Raw genomic sequence first — 18309 nt, forward strand, 5'->3', positions numbered from 1 at the left:
GATTTTAGGAATGATATGAAATTTATTTTCTTTTTTATTACTGCATTTACCTTTGTTTTTGCTCAAACGATAACGAAATCGTTTCAACAAGGGAAAGATGGATATTGGGGAGCCAAGGCGGTTGATATTTCGAGTCTTGGGTATGGAACAAGTGGGAATATCAACGGAACAACCTTTGCCGATGGAAATTCTGATTGGTGCATAGGATATCTTTCAAAGACCGTCCATGCATATGATATTTTTCCGTTGATGAGATTCGATAGTTTGGACAAATACATTCCGAAAAATGCGGAGATCAAATCAGCAAAATTGACATTAACATTTGTGCAATGGGATAAACCGGTGAGAGTGGTCGGGAAATATCTTGCGGTAGATTGGTTTGCCGATGTTGTCGATCCATCCGGCGGCGTAGGTTCTGCACAGATAGGATGGGAAACGCGGAAACAGAATGTTGCGTGGGGAGGAAAAGGAGCAAGCCAATCAGGAGTTGATTATGTAGCAAACAAATTATTTATCATACCGGATAAGGAGAATAAAATCCCGGCCAATGGTTCTGTTTCCTATACAGTTTTGCTGGACAATGATATTGTAAAGAGCTGGCTGGAACCGGAAAAGAATTTTGGTTTTAAATTGGAAACAGATACCGTTGGAATTCATATCTACGTTTCACAGCCGCAGAGGCATCTCTTTGGTACACAGCCAAAACTGACGATTGAATATATTGTTCCGGTAACGACGATTGGCAAAGAACAAAAAGCAGTGAACACATTTACTCTTTTGCAAAATTATCCTAATCCCTTTAATCCGACGACAATGATTGATTTTACGGTTCAGATTTCAGCATTTACCTCACTAAAAATTTATGATGCTCTTGGCAGGGAAGTGGCAACACTGGTAGATGAATACCTCGAATCCGGCGTTCACCATCAACAAACATTTGATGCAGGAAATTATTCAAGCGGAATATATTTTGCCAAACTACAAAGCGGCAAATACATTCAACTGAAGAAAATGATACTCGTCAAATAATCTGCACACTTCAAAAATACACTTTTCACACTGATGCCTGCTTCGGATTTCGGAATATTACTACGAAAAATACACGATACCGATACCAAGGATAATCACGAGCATAAACAAATTTGGTATGCAAACATTGCGCACCAATGCATTGTTTGCATGTGTCATACTTCAGCAGCAATTGTTTTTCTCAGTTTCCCTTGAAAATATTTGGCATTGAGTTTGAAGTATATTCGCCATACCATTTCTTAATACTTGGGGGATTATGAGATTATCTTTACTTTTTGTAATACTGCTGACGGAAGTTTCTTTTGGACAATCAGCTGATGCTATTGCCACTGTCAATGTTAACACTGTTATTAATCCCCGCTCGTCTCTTCTTTTGGGAATCACGTTCGATGCACGCTCAAGCATGAGAGGGAATTCCGGTCCTGTTGGATATCACGATACGAATGGCGTTATCCTACCGGAGATACAAACTATCTTCGGAGATTTTCCTATGTCAACACTCCGGTATCCTGCTAACGCCGTTATGTCCGGATTTGATTGGAAGAAGTCGGTCGGTCCGGCTGCAAAACGTCAATCACAGGACATTGGCGGTAATGTTCCTTCTCAGCCGCTGAAATTTGGATTTGACGAATTCATGGCGATGACGAAATCACGTGGAGCGCTTCCGAAAGATATTCAAATAATGGTAACGATCTATTCCAAGTCAACATCGGGATTGAAACTGATTCAATCCCAAGCAGCGATCGATGATCCAGCGCAATCTGCTGCAGATTTGGTAGAATATGCAAATGCACCAAACAATGGGAAAAATTGGGGCGGAGGAATTGATTGGGCAGCCGTCAGAGATTCCAATGGACATCCCGAACCGTATGGCATTGAAATATGGAATTTGGGAAACGAACCATGGGCATCGGGCGAATTTGGCAACGATTCTGTTGGAGCCAATAATTATGTTGCAATGATACAACCAATTTTGGATTCGATGCTTTTGCGAGATCCAACGATTAAGATTACTGTTCCAGCGACCGGACCGGCAACATCTCAATGGAATACCAAAATGATGAATCATCCTTCTCTGAAAGGAAAGCTATATGGACTCTCTCCCCATTTTTTCCCTGACGAGACTGTTGTGAATGGTACGCTTGGACTTGGAATTGCAAAGGTAGAGAGCGGAATAATTGCGATTGCCGATTCTGCGAAAGCAAAAGGATTGAAAGTAATTGTTGGAGATTATGCTCACAATGTTCCAACGCTCAACGGAGTGCCTACAGGAAATCCTGATCTTGCCATGCAATGGCAGGGAGCGAATCTCTGTGCAGATTTTCTGCTGTTGATGAGTCAAATAAAAAATGTTGAGCGTGTCAATTTTTGGGCGTATGGGCTTGTTCCCGCCACGTGGCATCCTATCCGGCTAAATTCTCCTGGAAATTATACACTGATGCCCGCTGCAGCACTCTATAAAAAATTGTCCCAATTGTTTTTAGATCGATCGGTTGCAGTAACAACTACATCTCCCAAAGGAAGCGACGGAAATTCATATTCCGTTCGAGCAGGAGCATTTATCTCATCAGATTCGTCATTATTGAATGTTATTGCAGTAAACCGGGACAAAAATGATTCTCATATATTTCAAACAAATGGCTTAAGCAATTATTCGGTAACAACATCTCGTCTGCTTACGGCAACTTCATTAACGTCCGAAATTATTTTGGATAATACTGTTGCCAGTGACCCAGCCGGTAATTTTACTCTATCACCGATGAGTGTGTTAATCCTTCAGTATCAAAAAAAGAAGCCTACCGCCGTGAATCACAATGGTGTGAATGTCTCGACATTTTTATTGTATCAAAACTATCCCAATCCGTTTAATCCAACGACAACAATAGGATTTACGATTCAAGAATCAGGATTCACCTCATTAAAAATATTTGATGCACTTGGAAGGGAAGTAACAACATTGGTCAATGAACACCTTGAAGCAAACGTCTCTCATCAAAAGACATTCGATGCTTCTGCTCTTGCGGGAGGCGTATATTTTTATCGGCTGACAAATAATTCACGCAGTGAGATGAAGAAAATGGTACTGCTGAAGTAAGGGCAAAAATTAATTTCGTATATTTTAAAATAACGTAACTGCTCAGCTGTTATGAGGGAAGATCATGAAGTCCTTTCCTGAGCGTAGCGAAGAATCTGGAAAAACTATAAAACAAGATATCGCATGAGATATTTTTACATCGCAATTTTATTTTTTCTTGTTCACTCATCAGTATTAGCACAATTCATTATCTCTCCCGGTTTGTACACATTAGGAACCTCAGATAAACCGACCCCTGAAAATCTTGTCAATCTACCGTTTATTGACGGAGTCGTAATCCGAACGAAGTGGGAAATTGTTGAGAAACAACCCGGTCAATTCGATTGGTCGTATATCGACTCCGAAGTGAAGAATGCCAAAAAATTTGGGAAGAAATCGGTAATCCAGATTTTGGGGAGTCCGGTGTGGATACGAGACTCGCTCGGCGCACAGGTATATTTTTATCTTGATCAAAATGAGTATCACCCAACATTTGGTGATACGCTGTTCGACTATGTACCGTGGGACAACATCTATCTTCAGCGTGTTACAAATGTAATTACGGCGCTTGGAGCAAAATATGCAGCCGACACAAATATTGCTTCTATCAACGCTGTCTCCGGAAGTATTTCGCGAAATTTGCCGGAAAAAATCGCCGATGGCAGAAACTTTTGGGAAGTATATCATTACAATCCCGATACACTCGTGGCGAAACTATGCAAGGTGTTGGATCACTATATGATTGCATTTCCGCACACACCGTTATGGAGTTCAATGGATTATGTGTCGTTCGAAACAAAGGCAACGGGAAAAAGCCGTAACTACGTCTGCGGAGAATATGCAAAATATGGTGTTGCCAAATATCCTGATCGGTTCGGATTGTGGCGAGAAGATATCAGCGGATGTACCGTTTATCCGCCGAATTCAGGGTCACAATGGAGTGTGATGAATACATATCCTGAACGGACCGGCGCGCAGATGCTCTGGCATGTTCAGGATGGTCCAGCGCGGATGAATCAGTGTGGAATTTCAGATTCGACGAAAGCAGGTGTAATGAAAGCAGCGCTGGAAAAAGGAAGAAAATTCGGCATGCGATATTTTGAAGTATATGGCAGTGATGTGAAAGATACTTCATTACATGCTGTATTCACCTCCTTTGCAGAGCAACTCCGATCAAAACTAACGGAAGCAAAACAAGAAAACGAAAATTCCAACGTTGACCATTTTGAATTATTCCAAAACTATCCCAATCCGTTTAATCCAATAACAACAATCAGTTATCATTTAAGAGAAGGGAGTCATGTAGAGTTGACCGTACGCGATATTTTAGGAAAAACGGTGGCTACAATAATAAAAGCTTCACAGGAGGCGGGATATCATTCTAAACAATTTGAAGCTTCACAATTTTCTAGTGGAATCTATTTTGTACAATTACGAGGCGGAGTATCAATGCGTATCATAAAAATGCAATTAGTGAAATAAAAAACGTATACGATTCAAACAGCACCCAAAAAAATGCAAAGTTGTTAGGTTACAACCGGCACGGTTTTTACCGTGCCTGTATTTTTTTAAACCGACTCATAACCGCCCATGAGAGTCAAAAATAATATCAAGACGCGTTTGTCCGAATAAAACTCCTGGGTAAGTTCGGAAAACAAAAGAAATGTGTTTGAATGTTGAGATAGAATATCGTTGTCCTTGATAAGGTATGGTCGGACTATATCCTCAAAAAAGGAATTATGTATAACTCATTATCTTTTGGGTAAGATATTTTAGTACATTTAAAGGTCGGCCCAAAAATCGAGATTTGTCATTACGATCCATAGTCTGGCAAAGAGGGTAATACGTATTGGGTCGGAGATTCTTTCGGTTGTTGTTGTTGAAAACGGCCAACTGAGATTTTTATATTTGAAATCACTCTTCGCAATATTTCAATGGTGAACGGTATGAAGAAAATATTTTTTCTAATAGCATTCCTTTTCAGTGTATCGCTTCCCGCCCAAATAAAAGTATGGAGTCAATCCACTGAAGCTGATTTTTCCAAGGGTATGTTTAATCGTACTGTCACTGTTGTCAATACTGATGGTGAAGTGCAATTGATTCATCCCGTAACGCGGGAGGGGAATCCCGCGCTTGACGCAACAACACCGCGAAATGTCAGTTACGATGATCAAGGAAATTACCTGAAAGGGTGGATTACTTCAAAAAAAGTGTATATCCAAAAATTTAATTCCCAAGGACAACAGTTAAGCGGAGCAATTGAGGTTTCGGAAAGGACTAAGACCGATGGTATAACGGTTGGAGTTGGTTTATTGAATGATGGACGTTTTGCGGTCAGTTGGGCAGAAAATTTCGATTCAACGAACGGATTTTCCTACACTCCGCGTTATGTTCAATTCTTTACCACTGCGAATGAGAAAATTGGAAGTAATACACGTATTTTTGGACTGAGTAATGCCACGCACAGTATACCGCGCCCTATTGTTGACCAGATCAATAAACGTTTTTTTATTATCGGTACGGAAGGAAATTCAACAATAGGATTTCAATCGTACGGGTGGTTTTACACTCCCGAAGGGACTAAACTAAGAGATTCTATTAAAATTGTTCCTGCAAGCATCACAAAAAATGAATACCACATCGATGGTGCGTTCCACAATGGGAAGTTTGCACTCGTATGGGATGGAGGAGATGATAATGTCGGGCCAGACGAAACCTATTTTACGCTTGCCGACTCAAACGGCAATTTATTGTTGTCACCTGTTATTGCAAACGGTTCTGCTCCCAAAGGGAGTTCTTCTCTTGTCGTATTTGACGCCGCCGGCAACAGCTGCGTAACATGGAATTATGTACCGGGTGTGTATCCTGGTCCCCCCGGACAAATCTATAGTCAGACATTTGATTTCACCGGGAACAAAATCGGAAGTTCGAAGCGGCTGACGGATCTTGTCAGTGGAGATATTTACTGGAAGGAGATGTTTTCCGCTAACGGAATGTTCAAATTGGGGTACGGTGTGGGATTTCATGATGGCCAGCCCGAACAACAATGGGCTTCGTTTTGGAAGGTACAAAATGCAACTTCCGGAAATTTTATCTCACAAATTTTTGACGCAGGAGTTCAGCAAACACACTATAAAACTTTCTCTTGGAATGGTGTTACACCCACAGGGACATCACTGAAATTTCAGTTACGATCTTCCAAAACACAAGATGAAATCCAATCTTCGCAATGGAGCGGTCCAACATCGGGATTGGATTATTATACAAATGCTTTGGAAGAAAACATTAACTCAGCAATAAGTCAGAAAAGATTCATTCAGGTAAAAGCATTTTTTAGGTCTGAAACGAATGGAAATACTCCGGTGCTAAACGATTTTAGTATTACCTATTCATCTTCTGATTCAATAGCTCCAGCCCCGATTTCGAATATCACTGCTCATGGTGAGCACCATCGGAATATGATCGGATGGACAAAAAGCCCGTCGACCGATGTCAAATCGTATCGAATTTACCGTGCGGAAGGTGTGAAAAATTTCGACTTGGGGACTTTTGTTGTTATACCATCCAATACGGCTTCGTACATCGATTCCTCTGTTTCGTTTGATATACTCTATCGGTATGGTGTTACTGCTGTGGACAGCACATTTAATGAAAGCGTCATGATCGAGAGCGGATCATTTTCTCCAAAAGTGATGAAAATTTTTGTTTCATCATCGGGAACGGAGGCAGGGGACGGATCGGCATCTCATCCATTCGCAACAATCCCTAAAGCGATTGAATATTCATATAAGGGGGATACCGTATATGTACTCCCGGGCGATTATCGAGGAGATATTGTGATGAAGGAGGGGATCTCATTAATTGGCGCAGGTGCTTCAATAACACGATTGATAGAGCCGGTGGGATCCACTTCTTTTTCAACGGCAAGCCACACCGTTGTCAAAGGATTTTCGTTTGTTTTACGTGGTATATGGTGCTATGGATCGGATGTACTGGTGACGGAAAATATTTTCACCGGTACAGGGAGTGATCTTGGGATTGGTATTTGGAACAACGCTGTTGTGGTAATCAGTAAAAACATTATTTCAAACTTCTTTGTTGGCATACAAATCAGGGCAAACAGAGCTGATATACGGAACAATATCATTCAGTCAGGAATTTGCATTCAGGTGTGGGGAGGGAATGACAATATTGTGAATAATATATTTGTGTTGAAGGCTGGATTGATCGGTATACAATGCACTCGCGGAGCGGTTACTCTTCGCAACAATTGTATTGCCGGTTTTCCGCCACCCGGCACCTATATTACTTCCATTCAAAATACCATCAATATTTCATTGCAGCTACTGTATAATGATCGATGGGGATTCAACAGTGCTTCGGATATAGCATTAAGTTCAACAGAAATTTCCGTCGATCCGATGTTTGTGAGCAAAGAAAAAAACAATTTTCATCTGAAAAGCGGTTCCCCGTGCATCAATGCCGGAGATCCATCATCGGAATATAATGATAAGGATGGTTCCAGGAATGATATCGGAGCATACGGCGGACCAGATCCGATGCCGGAAGATCTTAGCGCGGCTTTTTCCACAGAACTTTCGGTAAAAGGAGGGACCGGATTTCCAGGAGATACCGTAGCGGTTAATGTTCTTCTTTCGGTGGCAGCCGGAGTACAGAAAATACATATGGATATTACATTTGATGAGAATATTGGAACATTCATCGATGCGTCAACGGCTTCATTGACAAACGCATTTACCGTTTCTGTTGAGGGAATTCAAAAGGGAAAACGGTCTATTCATCTTAATGGTCCTTCGGAAATTCTTTCGGGCGGCGGACCCGTTGCAGTCGTACGATTCAAAACTAATCCATCGATTACCAATACGACGCGCAGTGCCGTTGAACTTTCCGGAGAGATTTTTGACGGAGGGAACAATCGAATTGTTCTTTCATCAATTGCTAGCGGACTGATTGTTGTGCAGTCCACGACACAATTTGCGCACAAGAAATATGTTGACGCCGCTTTTACGGGAATATCGGATGGCTCTATCTATCATCCATATCAAACTATTCAGCAGGGAATTGATAGTGCAAAAGCCAACGATACGGTATGTGTTGCATCTGGAACGTATCAAGGTCCGATCTCAATGAAAAGTGATGTATATGTACAGGGTGCCGGTGCAAGCATCACCACAATTATACGCCCCAACGATCCACTCATCAGCATTCCGACAACAGTACGATTTATAAATGTAAAAAATTCTGGAATTAGCGGTTGCACTCTTATTAATGAGGCATCGATAGGAACAGTTATAGAAGTGATGTCGTCGAACGCCGAAATCGCATTGAATAAGATTGACCAAGCAGCCATGGCAATGTACTCGGTGATTGTTTCTTCCGGTTCTCATGTGACGATTCGGGACAATTATTTTATCGAGTCAAAGTATGGCGGCACCAGTATGATTTCTGTCTCCGCAAATGATGCCATCATCACACGCAACGTTTTTGCTCCTTCGTCTGCAATTGATGCGGTTGTCTTGAACTCCGCAAATCATGCTACAGTCACAAACAATCGGTTCTTTCTTTCGAAGGAAATGATGACGGCAATAACAGGCATGACGTCAAAGCAATCACTCATCTCCAACAATCTTTTTTCAGGAACTGCTGTTGCCGGAAATGGAATAAAGCTTTTCAATGCCGACAGCACTGTTGTTGTGAACAATATCTTCGATGTTCGAAAAACAGGTATCAGCGACAATGGCGGCAATCAATCGATTCTGAACAATGTTTTTCTGAATAGTACTGTTGGTATTAGTGTGTCGCAATCTGCAGCACATCGATATAATCTTTTCTGGAAGAATACAACGAACGTTGCAAATGGAAATCTTGATACCACAGAGTTAACCGCTGATCCGCAATTCACGGATATGCAACGAGGAAACTTCTTTCCCGCACCATTATCCATACTCCCCAATGCGGGAGATCCAGTGTTACAATGGAACGATCGTGATGGAACACGGAACGATATTGGCATCTATGGCGGCCCTAAAGCTGACACAATGATGTTCGTCGCTGCAAATATGCGACTTCGCATTGGCAGTGTTTCAGGTGCACCCGGAGACACAGTGAAGATCCCCGTTATCGCATCCGGTGTGATAGGCATGTCCGGATTGCAATTAATGATTGAGTATGATGCTGGGCGTATACAGTTATTGAATATTCATACTCAGAAAGCTACTCATTCCTTTTCCATGGTGAGAAAGAATATCGGACAATCAATTGTTTCCATTGAACTGATCGGCTCCGAGCCTTCGGTAATCGACAGTGCTGCCGTAGTGGAATTGATTATGCGTGTGTTGCCGAATGCTACTGGGAGCGCATTCGTGAATTTCCAAAATGTGTATGTAGTTTCCGGCGCAGCGCAACCTATCTCAGTTCAAAATACTGAAAATGGAATTATCAATCTTTCGCCAGCTTCGGTGAGTAGAGCAACAAGTACTGCACCGGCACTATTTGTCTTGGAACAAAACTATCCCAATCCGTTCAATCCGTCGACCACTATTAGATTCACGATTCACGCTTCGGGATTCACGACATTGAAAGTGTATGATGTTTTAGGAAAAGAAGTTGCAACGCTGGTGAATGAATATCTCGAATCCGGCGTCTATCATCAGAGAACATTTAATGCGGCAAAACTTGCGAGCGGCATCTACTTCGCCCATTTGAAAAGCGGTGGTGATATACGATTAAAAAAAATGATATTGATAAAATAACTGGACAATTACTCTCCCTATTTGACAATATTGATCATCTTCCGACTTGTTTGTAAAGTTTTATTTCAAACCTTTGCTCATCATTTTATCAAAAAAAACTGGATGCCAATTGCAAGGTTTTCAATATGGTAGCACCGAGAAGGTATTATACCTAACAGATAAAAAAAGTAAAATGCTTATGTCTTAAAGATTTATAGTATTTTAATTTTCATTCTCCTTGCTTTGTAAGCGTTCTTCCGCCTGTGATAATTGTTGTTCCCTCAAAGAAATACATTCTATTTGAAAATGTAGCTTTAATGGTTTATGTATTTAGGTGGACATTCGTATTTGAGTGAAAACTATTTTCCTTATTGAATTGAGAAACGGTAATGTAAATTCGTTTAATCTCTTAAGGGTCTAATTCCCCACCGCTTGCGGCGTCATTCCGGCGAAAGTCTACAAAGTGATGCCTTCGGCACCGGAATCCAGGACCTGGATGCCAGCGTACGCTTGTTCCGCTTTTTGAATCCCGCTATGCGGAATCCGAAAGGCGGGACATGACAAGATACCTCGCAGCTTGCCGCGAGGGCATTCATTTCAATTTCTCAAATTAAATTAAAGGGAAAAAAGTATGTGTCGTCATTTGCATCTTATTGTTAGATCTGGTGTTAAATAAAATCATACAACATTGTCTTGATTTAGCACACTATTTATAAAATTAGGTCTTGCTTCTTCATTCTTATCAGATGATATTCTCGTGGTAGAAATTCTACATATCCACAAAACATTCCCTCTTGTAGAAAAAACATTTCTTGCAACACATTTTGCATAACGTTTCATCCGTTATGGCATTTCAATTTCACATTACAATATCCATTCTTCAAAATTTTATTCAAGGAGATACTCTATGAAGAAATTCATTACTTTTTTCATTTTGTTATACACAACGACATGGGCTCAATTTAGCGGATCATATAATATTGGCACAGGAGAGACATATACCACTTTGAAAGCTGCTTTTGATGCTATTAACGCCGGTACGGTAACAGGGAATGTGACGTTTTATATTACGAGCGATTTAACCGAATCGGCGAATGTCGGTTTGGGAGTAAATACTAGTGGTTTTAGCATTACCATTAGACCCAATCAGGATGTAGCTCGTACAATAACTTTTACAAGCACGACTGATAATACAGGACCTTCAGGTCATTTTGTTATTGGAAATCCTACGCCTACGTTGAGTTGGACGGATGCAACTACAATTTCTACCAGCAATATAACGATTGATGGTTATGCATCGGGATTTACTACCAAAAGATTAAAATTTACTAATTCAAGCGCTTCTACCGCTAATGCGCGTTTGATAACAGTTGTTGGAGGATGTGATAATATTGTTATAAAAAATTGCGTTTTTGAAAACAACTCTACTTCCGCAACATCTCCAGTTTGTATTGTTGCTGTTGCACGTATAGGAACAGCCATAGATGCTGCACCCACAAACTTAACGATTGAAAACAATACAATGACGGGTACGGGATCAAATGTTTCTATGGGTATGAGAATTACAAATTCTGGATCAGCTACTTCTAGGGTGACAGGATTTGTTTTTAAAAATAATACCGTTACAGCAAGGCGCAGACTGCTTGAAATAAACTATACAACAGGAGGAAATATTTATAATAACGAGTTTACCACTATTCAAACTGGTGCACCCGGAACTATTTCTTATGGTTTGTGGACTTCAGCAAATGTTGCGGGAACGATAAATATTTACAATAATAAATTTTTACAATCATCTACTCAAGAAACAGGAGCGTTTGGGCATAGGGTAATTTCATTAGCCAGTGCTGCAACCTATAATATTTATAACAACACCTTTGCCGGAATGGAGAAAACGGCGGCTTCAACAGCTGGTCTAAATTTAACGTATTTGTTTTTTAGCGGTGTTGCAGGAACAATCTATCATAACACATTTTACATGCCAGCATTGACAAATGCTAGTTCAACAGGATATTATAGTTGTATTCAATTATCTGGAAATACCGCTCAAATTAAAAACAATATTTTTATTAGCGATGAGGCTACACATACCAATCCATATTTTATCAGCGCTGTTCCTACACCAGTGAGTGATTGTAACAATTTTTATATGCGTCAATCAAACACAAATCATAAAGTTGTCAGTACTTATACCACAGTAGCTGCTTATCAATCTGCCAATCCGACAAAAGATATAAATTCGAAATCGATCAATGTAACATTTACAACTGCAACCGATCTTCATCTTTCTGGTGGCTCGAACGGCGATGTTAACCTTATAGGTGAGACCGGTCTAAGTATCTCAACCGATATCGACGGCAATTCGCGAAGTGGAACATACCCATACATGGGGGCTGACGAAGCAACCACTGTTCTTCCTGTCGAGCTCACTTCCTTTACTGCTGTTATTAGTGGAAATCGAGTTGAGCTGCTATGGAAGACAGAAACAGAAGTAGACAATTATGGATTTGAAATCGAGCGAAGCATGATGATTACCGGTACATGGGAAAAAATTGGGTTTGTCAATGGTGCAGGGAATAGCAATGCACCGAAATCATATTCGTTTACGGATGATATGGTGAGTGGTGGACAGTATTCCTACCGGTTGAAACAGATTGATAGGAATGGAAACTTCACCTATCACAACAGGATAGAAGTGAATGTCAATTTGGTGGCAGGTACATATCAACTTATGCAAAACTATCCGAATCCTTTTAACCCCGCAACCACCATCCGTTTCTCCATAAAAAATGTTGAGCAGGCAACGGTAAAGGTGTATGATGTAACAGGCCGCGAGGTAACTACATTGTTTAATGATATCGCACAAGCGGGACAGGTGTATAACGTTCAATTTAATGCTTCCGGGTTTGCAAGCGGTATGTATTTTTATGTTCTGCATACTCCCAATTACCGAGAAGTGAAAAAAATGAATTACACGAAATAAATAAGTTTTTTTTATTGGTAAGTAGAGGAAGAAAGTCTTTTCTCTTAAAATTGATTACAAAAAATCCCATCCTGCCGATGGGATTTTTTGCATGTCAAAATTACGATTCAACATGATCAATATCTTGCGATGATTTTCATAGAGATCAATAACATTCTGAACTCATTAAATTTATCTCATCATTGAATCCTTCCCGAAAAATCATCATTTTCCAAAGAAACATTAATACCAAATGATGAATAGATTTATTGTTGTTTCTTCCTTTGTAATTCTCTTCACTGGCGATATACACGCTCAATCATTTCACTCCGGTAATTTTTTATTGTATATCGATAGCGTTATTTCTGCAATGCCATCAGGTATCGGCACAAATGAGTATAAAACACCTACATCCACACAAGGATTATTGTTTGGAACTGCCGTTGAACACTGTCTCACAAAAAAATATACCGATGCCCAGGTCGCTGCAAAATACTTTGGGTATCATGTGATAGCCTTTACAGACACCACAACGGCGCCAAACCGTCTGTATTATATTTTACTTCGGGGAAGGGATTCTTCGAATCATTGGGGAACATTTGTTTTCAATCCTTCGCCGCGTCGTTCAAAGCTCGTGATTCAATCACCCCATGAATTGTTTGATACAAAGACTGGTGCTCAAGGCGCATACGTCTTTCAGGAACTTTCCGCGCTGGCATTTTTCCTGAATGGTTCGCATCGGTGTAACAGTGCAACGGCATCACAATGTAGTGGAACAACTACCGCGTGCGGTGGTGTAAGTGCGCCGTTCAAAATATCTGATCAAGCACATTCAGTTGATGGGACATTTCAATTGGGAACGATTATTCTCCTACAGCAAAAAAGTGACGCTATTGTCGTGCAATTACATGGATTTGGAAAAGGAACCGGTGATCCGGATCTGATTATGGGGAATGGCACAAATAAATCGCCGATTAATAATGATTATTTACTCCAATTGAAAAATGCTCTTTCAACGATAGATACATCGCTCACTTTTAAAGTAGCACATATTGATACTTCCTGGACAGAATTAACCGGAACAACAAACACACAGGGTCGACTGATAAACAACAGCGAGAATCCCTGTTCAACAAAACCTGGTGAGGCTACAGGAAAATTTCTTCACATTGAACAGGCATATTCCAAATTACGCGACACGAAAACGAATTGGAAAAAAGTTTCCGATGCGCTGGGAATCGTCTTTCCGGCAGAGCCAACATCGGTGAAGACATCTTCGTCAAAATTACCAAATGAGTTTCTACTGCTTACCAATTATCCCAATCCTTTTAATCCCACAACAGTAATTTATTACAAGCTACCATCCACCGGATTTACTTCTCTTAAAGTGTATGATGACATCGGACGGGAGGTTGCACAATTAGTTAATGAAGTGCAGCATGAAGGGGAGCATACGGTTCAATTTGATGGGAAAATATTGTCTAACGGGGTATATATTGTAAGATTATTTTGTGAAGGAAAATTTCAGTTGATGAAAATGTTGTTGATAAAATAATATTACTCAATAATGGACTAGATATTTAAATATTTTTTAATCTCAAACGACACGTGAGCTGCATGCCTTAAGATGCAGCTTTTTTATTTTAAAAATAACGTATTCACGTGATTGTCAAAGCTCCTATGAAACATTACATTTGCAAAACAATTTTTAGAAAGGATGGTAAAAATGAAAACAACACTGATTCTTTTTGTAGGGATGATCATCATCGGTTCGACAATGACGCACGGTCAAGTAAATGAAACGTTTGATGGAACAACATTTCCGCCGAGCGGATGGACTATCAATTCCACTGGTGGTTCGACAGTATGGAGCAGGTTAACCAGCAATACAAAAAATTCAAGTGCGGGCACTGCAAGTTCTACCTCTCCTTCGTTAGGAGTAACCAAAAATCTTACTCTTTCTTTGAACTCCTCGTCATCTGTTACAACATTGACATATTTTGTTGCCGTAAGCTCATTGACATCCGGGACAGGTGCCACATTGGTTGTTCAAGCAGGAACTGATACAAGTGCAATGACAACTCTCAGGACAATAAATCTTGAGGATAATGGTACGTTTACGGCAAATACCTATATTCAATTTACCGATAACATTGACGGTACCTTGGCATCAAATCAATCTGGCAGCATTGATTTACGATCTCAAAATACTGTCTTTATACGCTGGAGCCATCAAAAAGTATCCGGCACTGCCGCTTCGTGTCGATTGGAAGATGTTGCAATTCCAAATTCAGCTCCGCTTCCAGTTGAGCTCATGTCATTCACTGCCATTGCAAAAGATCGTGGTATTGAGTTAATGTGGAAAACCGCAACCGAAGTGAATAACGCCGGATTTGAGATTGAAAAAAAGGTGTATGGATCATGGAAAAAAATCGGTTTTGTTGAAGGTCACGGGACAATCAACGCTCCACAATCTTATTGCTATAATGATGCAGACGTAAAGGGAACATTATCCTATCGTTTAAAACAGATTGACAGGGATGGAAAATATGAATATAGCAATATCGTTGAAGCGATAGCAGGATTTACAGTTGCAGATTTTGGACTTGCACAAAACTATCCCAATCCGTTCAACCCAAATACCATAATTTCCTTCGCAATGAAAAACGCAGAACATGTGAATGTTTCGGTCTTTAATGCGCTTGGTCAAACGGTGGCAACGCTTTTCAATGGTATCGCAAATCCGAATGAATTGTATTCATTGAATTTTAACGGAAAGAATCTTTCCAGCGGAACATATTTTTATGCACTCCGCTGTGCTTCACGGAACGAAGTGCGAAAGATGTTATTAATGAAATGATAGTTTAGGGTCAAAAGCATTAAAGATGTCGGGACGGACGCACTTGTCCGCCAGTTTTTGGGGCGGAAGTCCGTCCTTTTATTTTTAAGTAATCCTGAAATGGTATATTGTTTTGCAAAACCAATCTCTTTATCCATCCGAGGACAATTCCAAGAAACCGTTCAATATCATCCCATAATTCCTTTTTGTATATTTCACCATGAGATATAACAAAATCTATTTTAGTATTTTATCGTTTTTTATCATTGTAGGAATACTTTGGGGTCAAGAACATCCTTCCATCCATCAGCAGGAGTGGGAATTTTATCAAAACAATCCTGATGCGGTACAATCGATTGAACGCTCATTTTCTCAAACAGAAAAAAAATTTAATAAACCAACTTCAATCCCAAATGCAGTTGTGTACGGCTTCCATCCATATTGGATGAATGGGGCTGAGAGTAATTACCAATTCGATTTATTGACACATCTTGCTTATTTTTCCGCTGATGTTGATCCCGCAACAGGAAATTTTTCTTCAACGCATAATTATTCCACTGCAACTGTTATTACACAAGCCAAAAATGCTGGACTTAAAGTACATTTAACAATCGTCTGTTTCACCGATCATGCTGTACTGTTTGGAAATCAATCCAGTGTTGACAGATTAGTGAATAACATAATTGCCAAAGTCAAAGAGCGTAACATCGATGGAGTGAATATCGATTTTGAAAGTATGAACAGCAGCGATAACGCTCCATTTAAAAAGTTTATCTTACAGCTTGGCGATTCATTAAAAAAACACCAAAAAGAACTTTGTGTAGAATTGTTTGCTGTTGATTGGGACAATACATTTCCTTCTTCGTTCTTTACGGATGTTGATCCTGTAGTTGATCAATACTTTGTTATGCTCTATGCATATTTTTACAGTAAAAGTCCTACCGCAGGACCAAATGCCCCGATGCGCAATTCAACGGCAAGCGGTTACCATGTTCTCAAAAGTATTGATACATATTTAAACAGAGGATGTCCTCCCAAAAAACTGATTGCCGGGTTCCCGTATTATGGCAACGATTGGCCGGTAGTAAGTAGTGCAAGAATGGCTGCAACAACCGGAACAGGTTCTTCTCGTTTTTATAATGTTGCCAAGAATAATTACCTGGATACAATGAAAGCGGAGAATCTTTTTTTCGATGCGACCTATGCTACGCCATGGTATCGTTATCACAATGGAACATCATGGCGTCAAACATGGTATGATGATTCTCTTTCGCTTGCCATGAAATACGATTCCGTAAAGATACGGAAGCTTTCCGGTGTCGGAATGTGGGCATTAGGGTATGACGGATCAGAACCGGAATTGTGGAATCTCTTGCGAAATAAATTTACTACTCCTTTACGTGTAGAAAAAGAAAATACACTTCCGGCACAATTCACACTAAGTCAAAATTATCCCAATCCATTTAATCCCGGCACGACAATCACCTTTGCCGTACATCATGCTGAGTATGTGAATTTGACTGTGTTCAATTCAATTGGTCAATCAGTGGAAACTCTTTTTTACGGTGTTGCTGAATCGAACACACCATATACTCTTCATTTTGATAGTAATAACCTCTCCAGCGGGACATACTTTTATCTCCTCCGGTCAGCCTCTTTTCACCTCTCTCGAAAAATGGTATTGCTGAGATAGATAGTGCAAGAGGCTACCAATCATGGTAAAACACCACTTCGATATCCTGTTTTTTTTCGATCCTCGTATTCGAACAGGTGTTCTTGCTTGACAACGTCTCTGAAATAGAATAGATTGCCAGTAGGAAAGAGAATAAAGAGCAGCGTTCGCTCTCTCTAACAAGGACCTCGAGTTTCCATTTTTACCTCCCGAGCATTGTTAGCTCTCGCGTTGTGTTCTATGCGTCACACGACAGTAGAGTAACAGGTGCCGCACTTCAACCATCGCCTAATCTGATATTACTCTAATTTTTTTTATTGAAGAAAAAGTGTACTTCAGGTATTCATACTGTTGCGAAAGGAGGTTGATATGAAACGGGAAAAGGTCACCATATGCTCCGGGGAAAATTATACGCCGTTATGTATTGAACTGCTCATCTCCCGACTTCAGTCATCGATCGGCGTGGAACGGATGAAAGCCCGAACAGCGCTCGTACGCATTGGCAAGCCTGCTGTTCCATACATAACCACATTATTGTCACACAAAAATGATCTTGTGCGATGGGAAGCGTGTAAATCATTGGAACAAATCAGAGATCCGGAGACGGCACGCGCATTGGCTCCGATGATGCTGGATGAGGATATGGATGTTCGTTGGGTAGCGGCAGATGCATTAATAGAACTGGAACAGCATGCCATCATTCCCGTATTGGAGATTATCGAAGAGCATTTTGATTCTGTCATACTTCGTGAAGCGGCCCATCATGTTCTGCACACATTAAAAGAGGGGAATCTGTTGGACAACAAAACAGAAGAAGTACTTCAAGCACTCACCATCAACGGACTTTCATCCAACGCAGCATTTATGGCAAACAATGTACTGGATCATCTTCGCGCCCAAAAACTAGCAAAACATCATCGGTGGGCAGTTCTATAGCAGATTCTCTTGAAAAAAATCCGAAGCCGTTACGACTTCGGATTT

The 18309-nt window shown here is 40.4% G+C and carries 9 protein-coding genes; all 9 read left to right on the forward strand.

The window, feature by feature from the left end:
• Nucleotides 1-15: 15 nt before the first annotated feature.
• The 9 genes from WDA22_13685 (at nt 16) to WDA22_13725 (ending at nt 18264) form a co-directional block, all read left to right on the forward strand.
• Nucleotides 16-1029 carry a T9SS type A sorting domain-containing protein gene (locus tag WDA22_13685; GenBank protein ID MFA5834524.1) on the forward strand — a complete coding sequence of 338 codons (1014 nt, stop codon included), beginning with the start codon at nt 16-18 and terminating at the stop codon, nt 1027-1029.
• Between the two features lie 256 nt (nt 1030-1285).
• On the forward strand, nt 1286-3124 hold the full coding sequence (locus WDA22_13690; GenBank protein ID MFA5834525.1) for a T9SS type A sorting domain-containing protein: 1839 nt from the start codon (nt 1286-1288) through the stop codon (nt 3122-3124).
• Between the two features lie 123 nt (nt 3125-3247).
• Nucleotides 3248-4585, forward strand: a complete 1338-nt coding sequence (locus tag WDA22_13695; protein MFA5834526.1) for a T9SS type A sorting domain-containing protein — start codon at nt 3248-3250, stop codon at nt 4583-4585.
• Nucleotides 4586-5049: 464 nt separating this feature from the next.
• Nucleotides 5050-9876 carry a cohesin domain-containing protein gene (locus WDA22_13700; protein MFA5834527.1) on the forward strand — a complete coding sequence of 1609 codons (4827 nt, stop codon included), beginning with the start codon at nt 5050-5052 and terminating at the stop codon, nt 9874-9876.
• An 886-nt stretch (nt 9877-10762) separates the two neighbouring features.
• Complete coding sequence (locus tag WDA22_13705) at nt 10763-12838, forward strand: T9SS type A sorting domain-containing protein (GenBank protein MFA5834528.1); 2076 nt, start codon at nt 10763-10765, stop codon at nt 12836-12838.
• A gap of 235 nt (nt 12839-13073) precedes the next feature.
• Nucleotides 13074-14372: a T9SS type A sorting domain-containing protein gene (locus WDA22_13710; protein ID MFA5834529.1), complete on the forward strand. Its 1299-nt coding sequence runs from the start codon at nt 13074-13076 to the stop codon at nt 14370-14372.
• Nucleotides 14373-14543: 171 nt separating this feature from the next.
• Complete coding sequence (locus WDA22_13715; protein ID MFA5834530.1) at nt 14544-15677, forward strand: T9SS type A sorting domain-containing protein; 1134 nt, start codon at nt 14544-14546, stop codon at nt 15675-15677.
• Nucleotides 15678-15876: 199 nt separating this feature from the next.
• Complete coding sequence (locus tag WDA22_13720) at nt 15877-17349, forward strand: glycosyl hydrolase family 18 protein (protein ID MFA5834531.1); 1473 nt, start codon at nt 15877-15879, stop codon at nt 17347-17349.
• Between the two features lie 348 nt (nt 17350-17697).
• Nucleotides 17698-18264, forward strand: a complete 567-nt coding sequence (locus WDA22_13725; protein MFA5834532.1) for a HEAT repeat domain-containing protein — start codon at nt 17698-17700, stop codon at nt 18262-18264.
• The last annotated feature ends 45 nt before the right edge of the window (nt 18265-18309 follow it).

Source organism: Bacteroidota bacterium, from assembly GCA_041658205.1.
Taxonomy (GTDB): Bacteria; Bacteroidota; Ignavibacteria; order UBA10030; family UBA8401; genus UBA8401.

Bases quoted from the DNA above. Each gene is read 5' to 3' on its own strand.
- WDA22_13725 (MFA5834532.1), top strand. From the start codon at position 17,698: ATGAAACGGGAAAAGGTCACCATATGCTCCGGGGAAAATTATACGCCG.
- WDA22_13715 (MFA5834530.1), top strand. From the start codon at position 14,544: ATGAAAACAACACTGATTCTTTTTGTAGGGATGATCATCATCGGTTCG.
- WDA22_13690 (MFA5834525.1), top strand. From the start codon at position 1,286: ATGAGATTATCTTTACTTTTTGTAATACTGCTGACGGAAGTTTCTTTT.
- WDA22_13695 (MFA5834526.1), top strand. From the start codon at position 3,248: ATGAGATATTTTTACATCGCAATTTTATTTTTTCTTGTTCACTCATCA.
- WDA22_13700 (MFA5834527.1), top strand. From the start codon at position 5,050: ATGAAGAAAATATTTTTTCTAATAGCATTCCTTTTCAGTGTATCGCTT.
- WDA22_13720 (MFA5834531.1), top strand. From the start codon at position 15,877: ATGAGATATAACAAAATCTATTTTAGTATTTTATCGTTTTTTATCATT.
- WDA22_13705 (MFA5834528.1), top strand. From the start codon at position 10,763: ATGAAGAAATTCATTACTTTTTTCATTTTGTTATACACAACGACATGG.
- WDA22_13685 (MFA5834524.1), top strand. From the start codon at position 16: ATGAAATTTATTTTCTTTTTTATTACTGCATTTACCTTTGTTTTTGCT.
- WDA22_13710 (MFA5834529.1), top strand. From the start codon at position 13,074: ATGAATAGATTTATTGTTGTTTCTTCCTTTGTAATTCTCTTCACTGGC.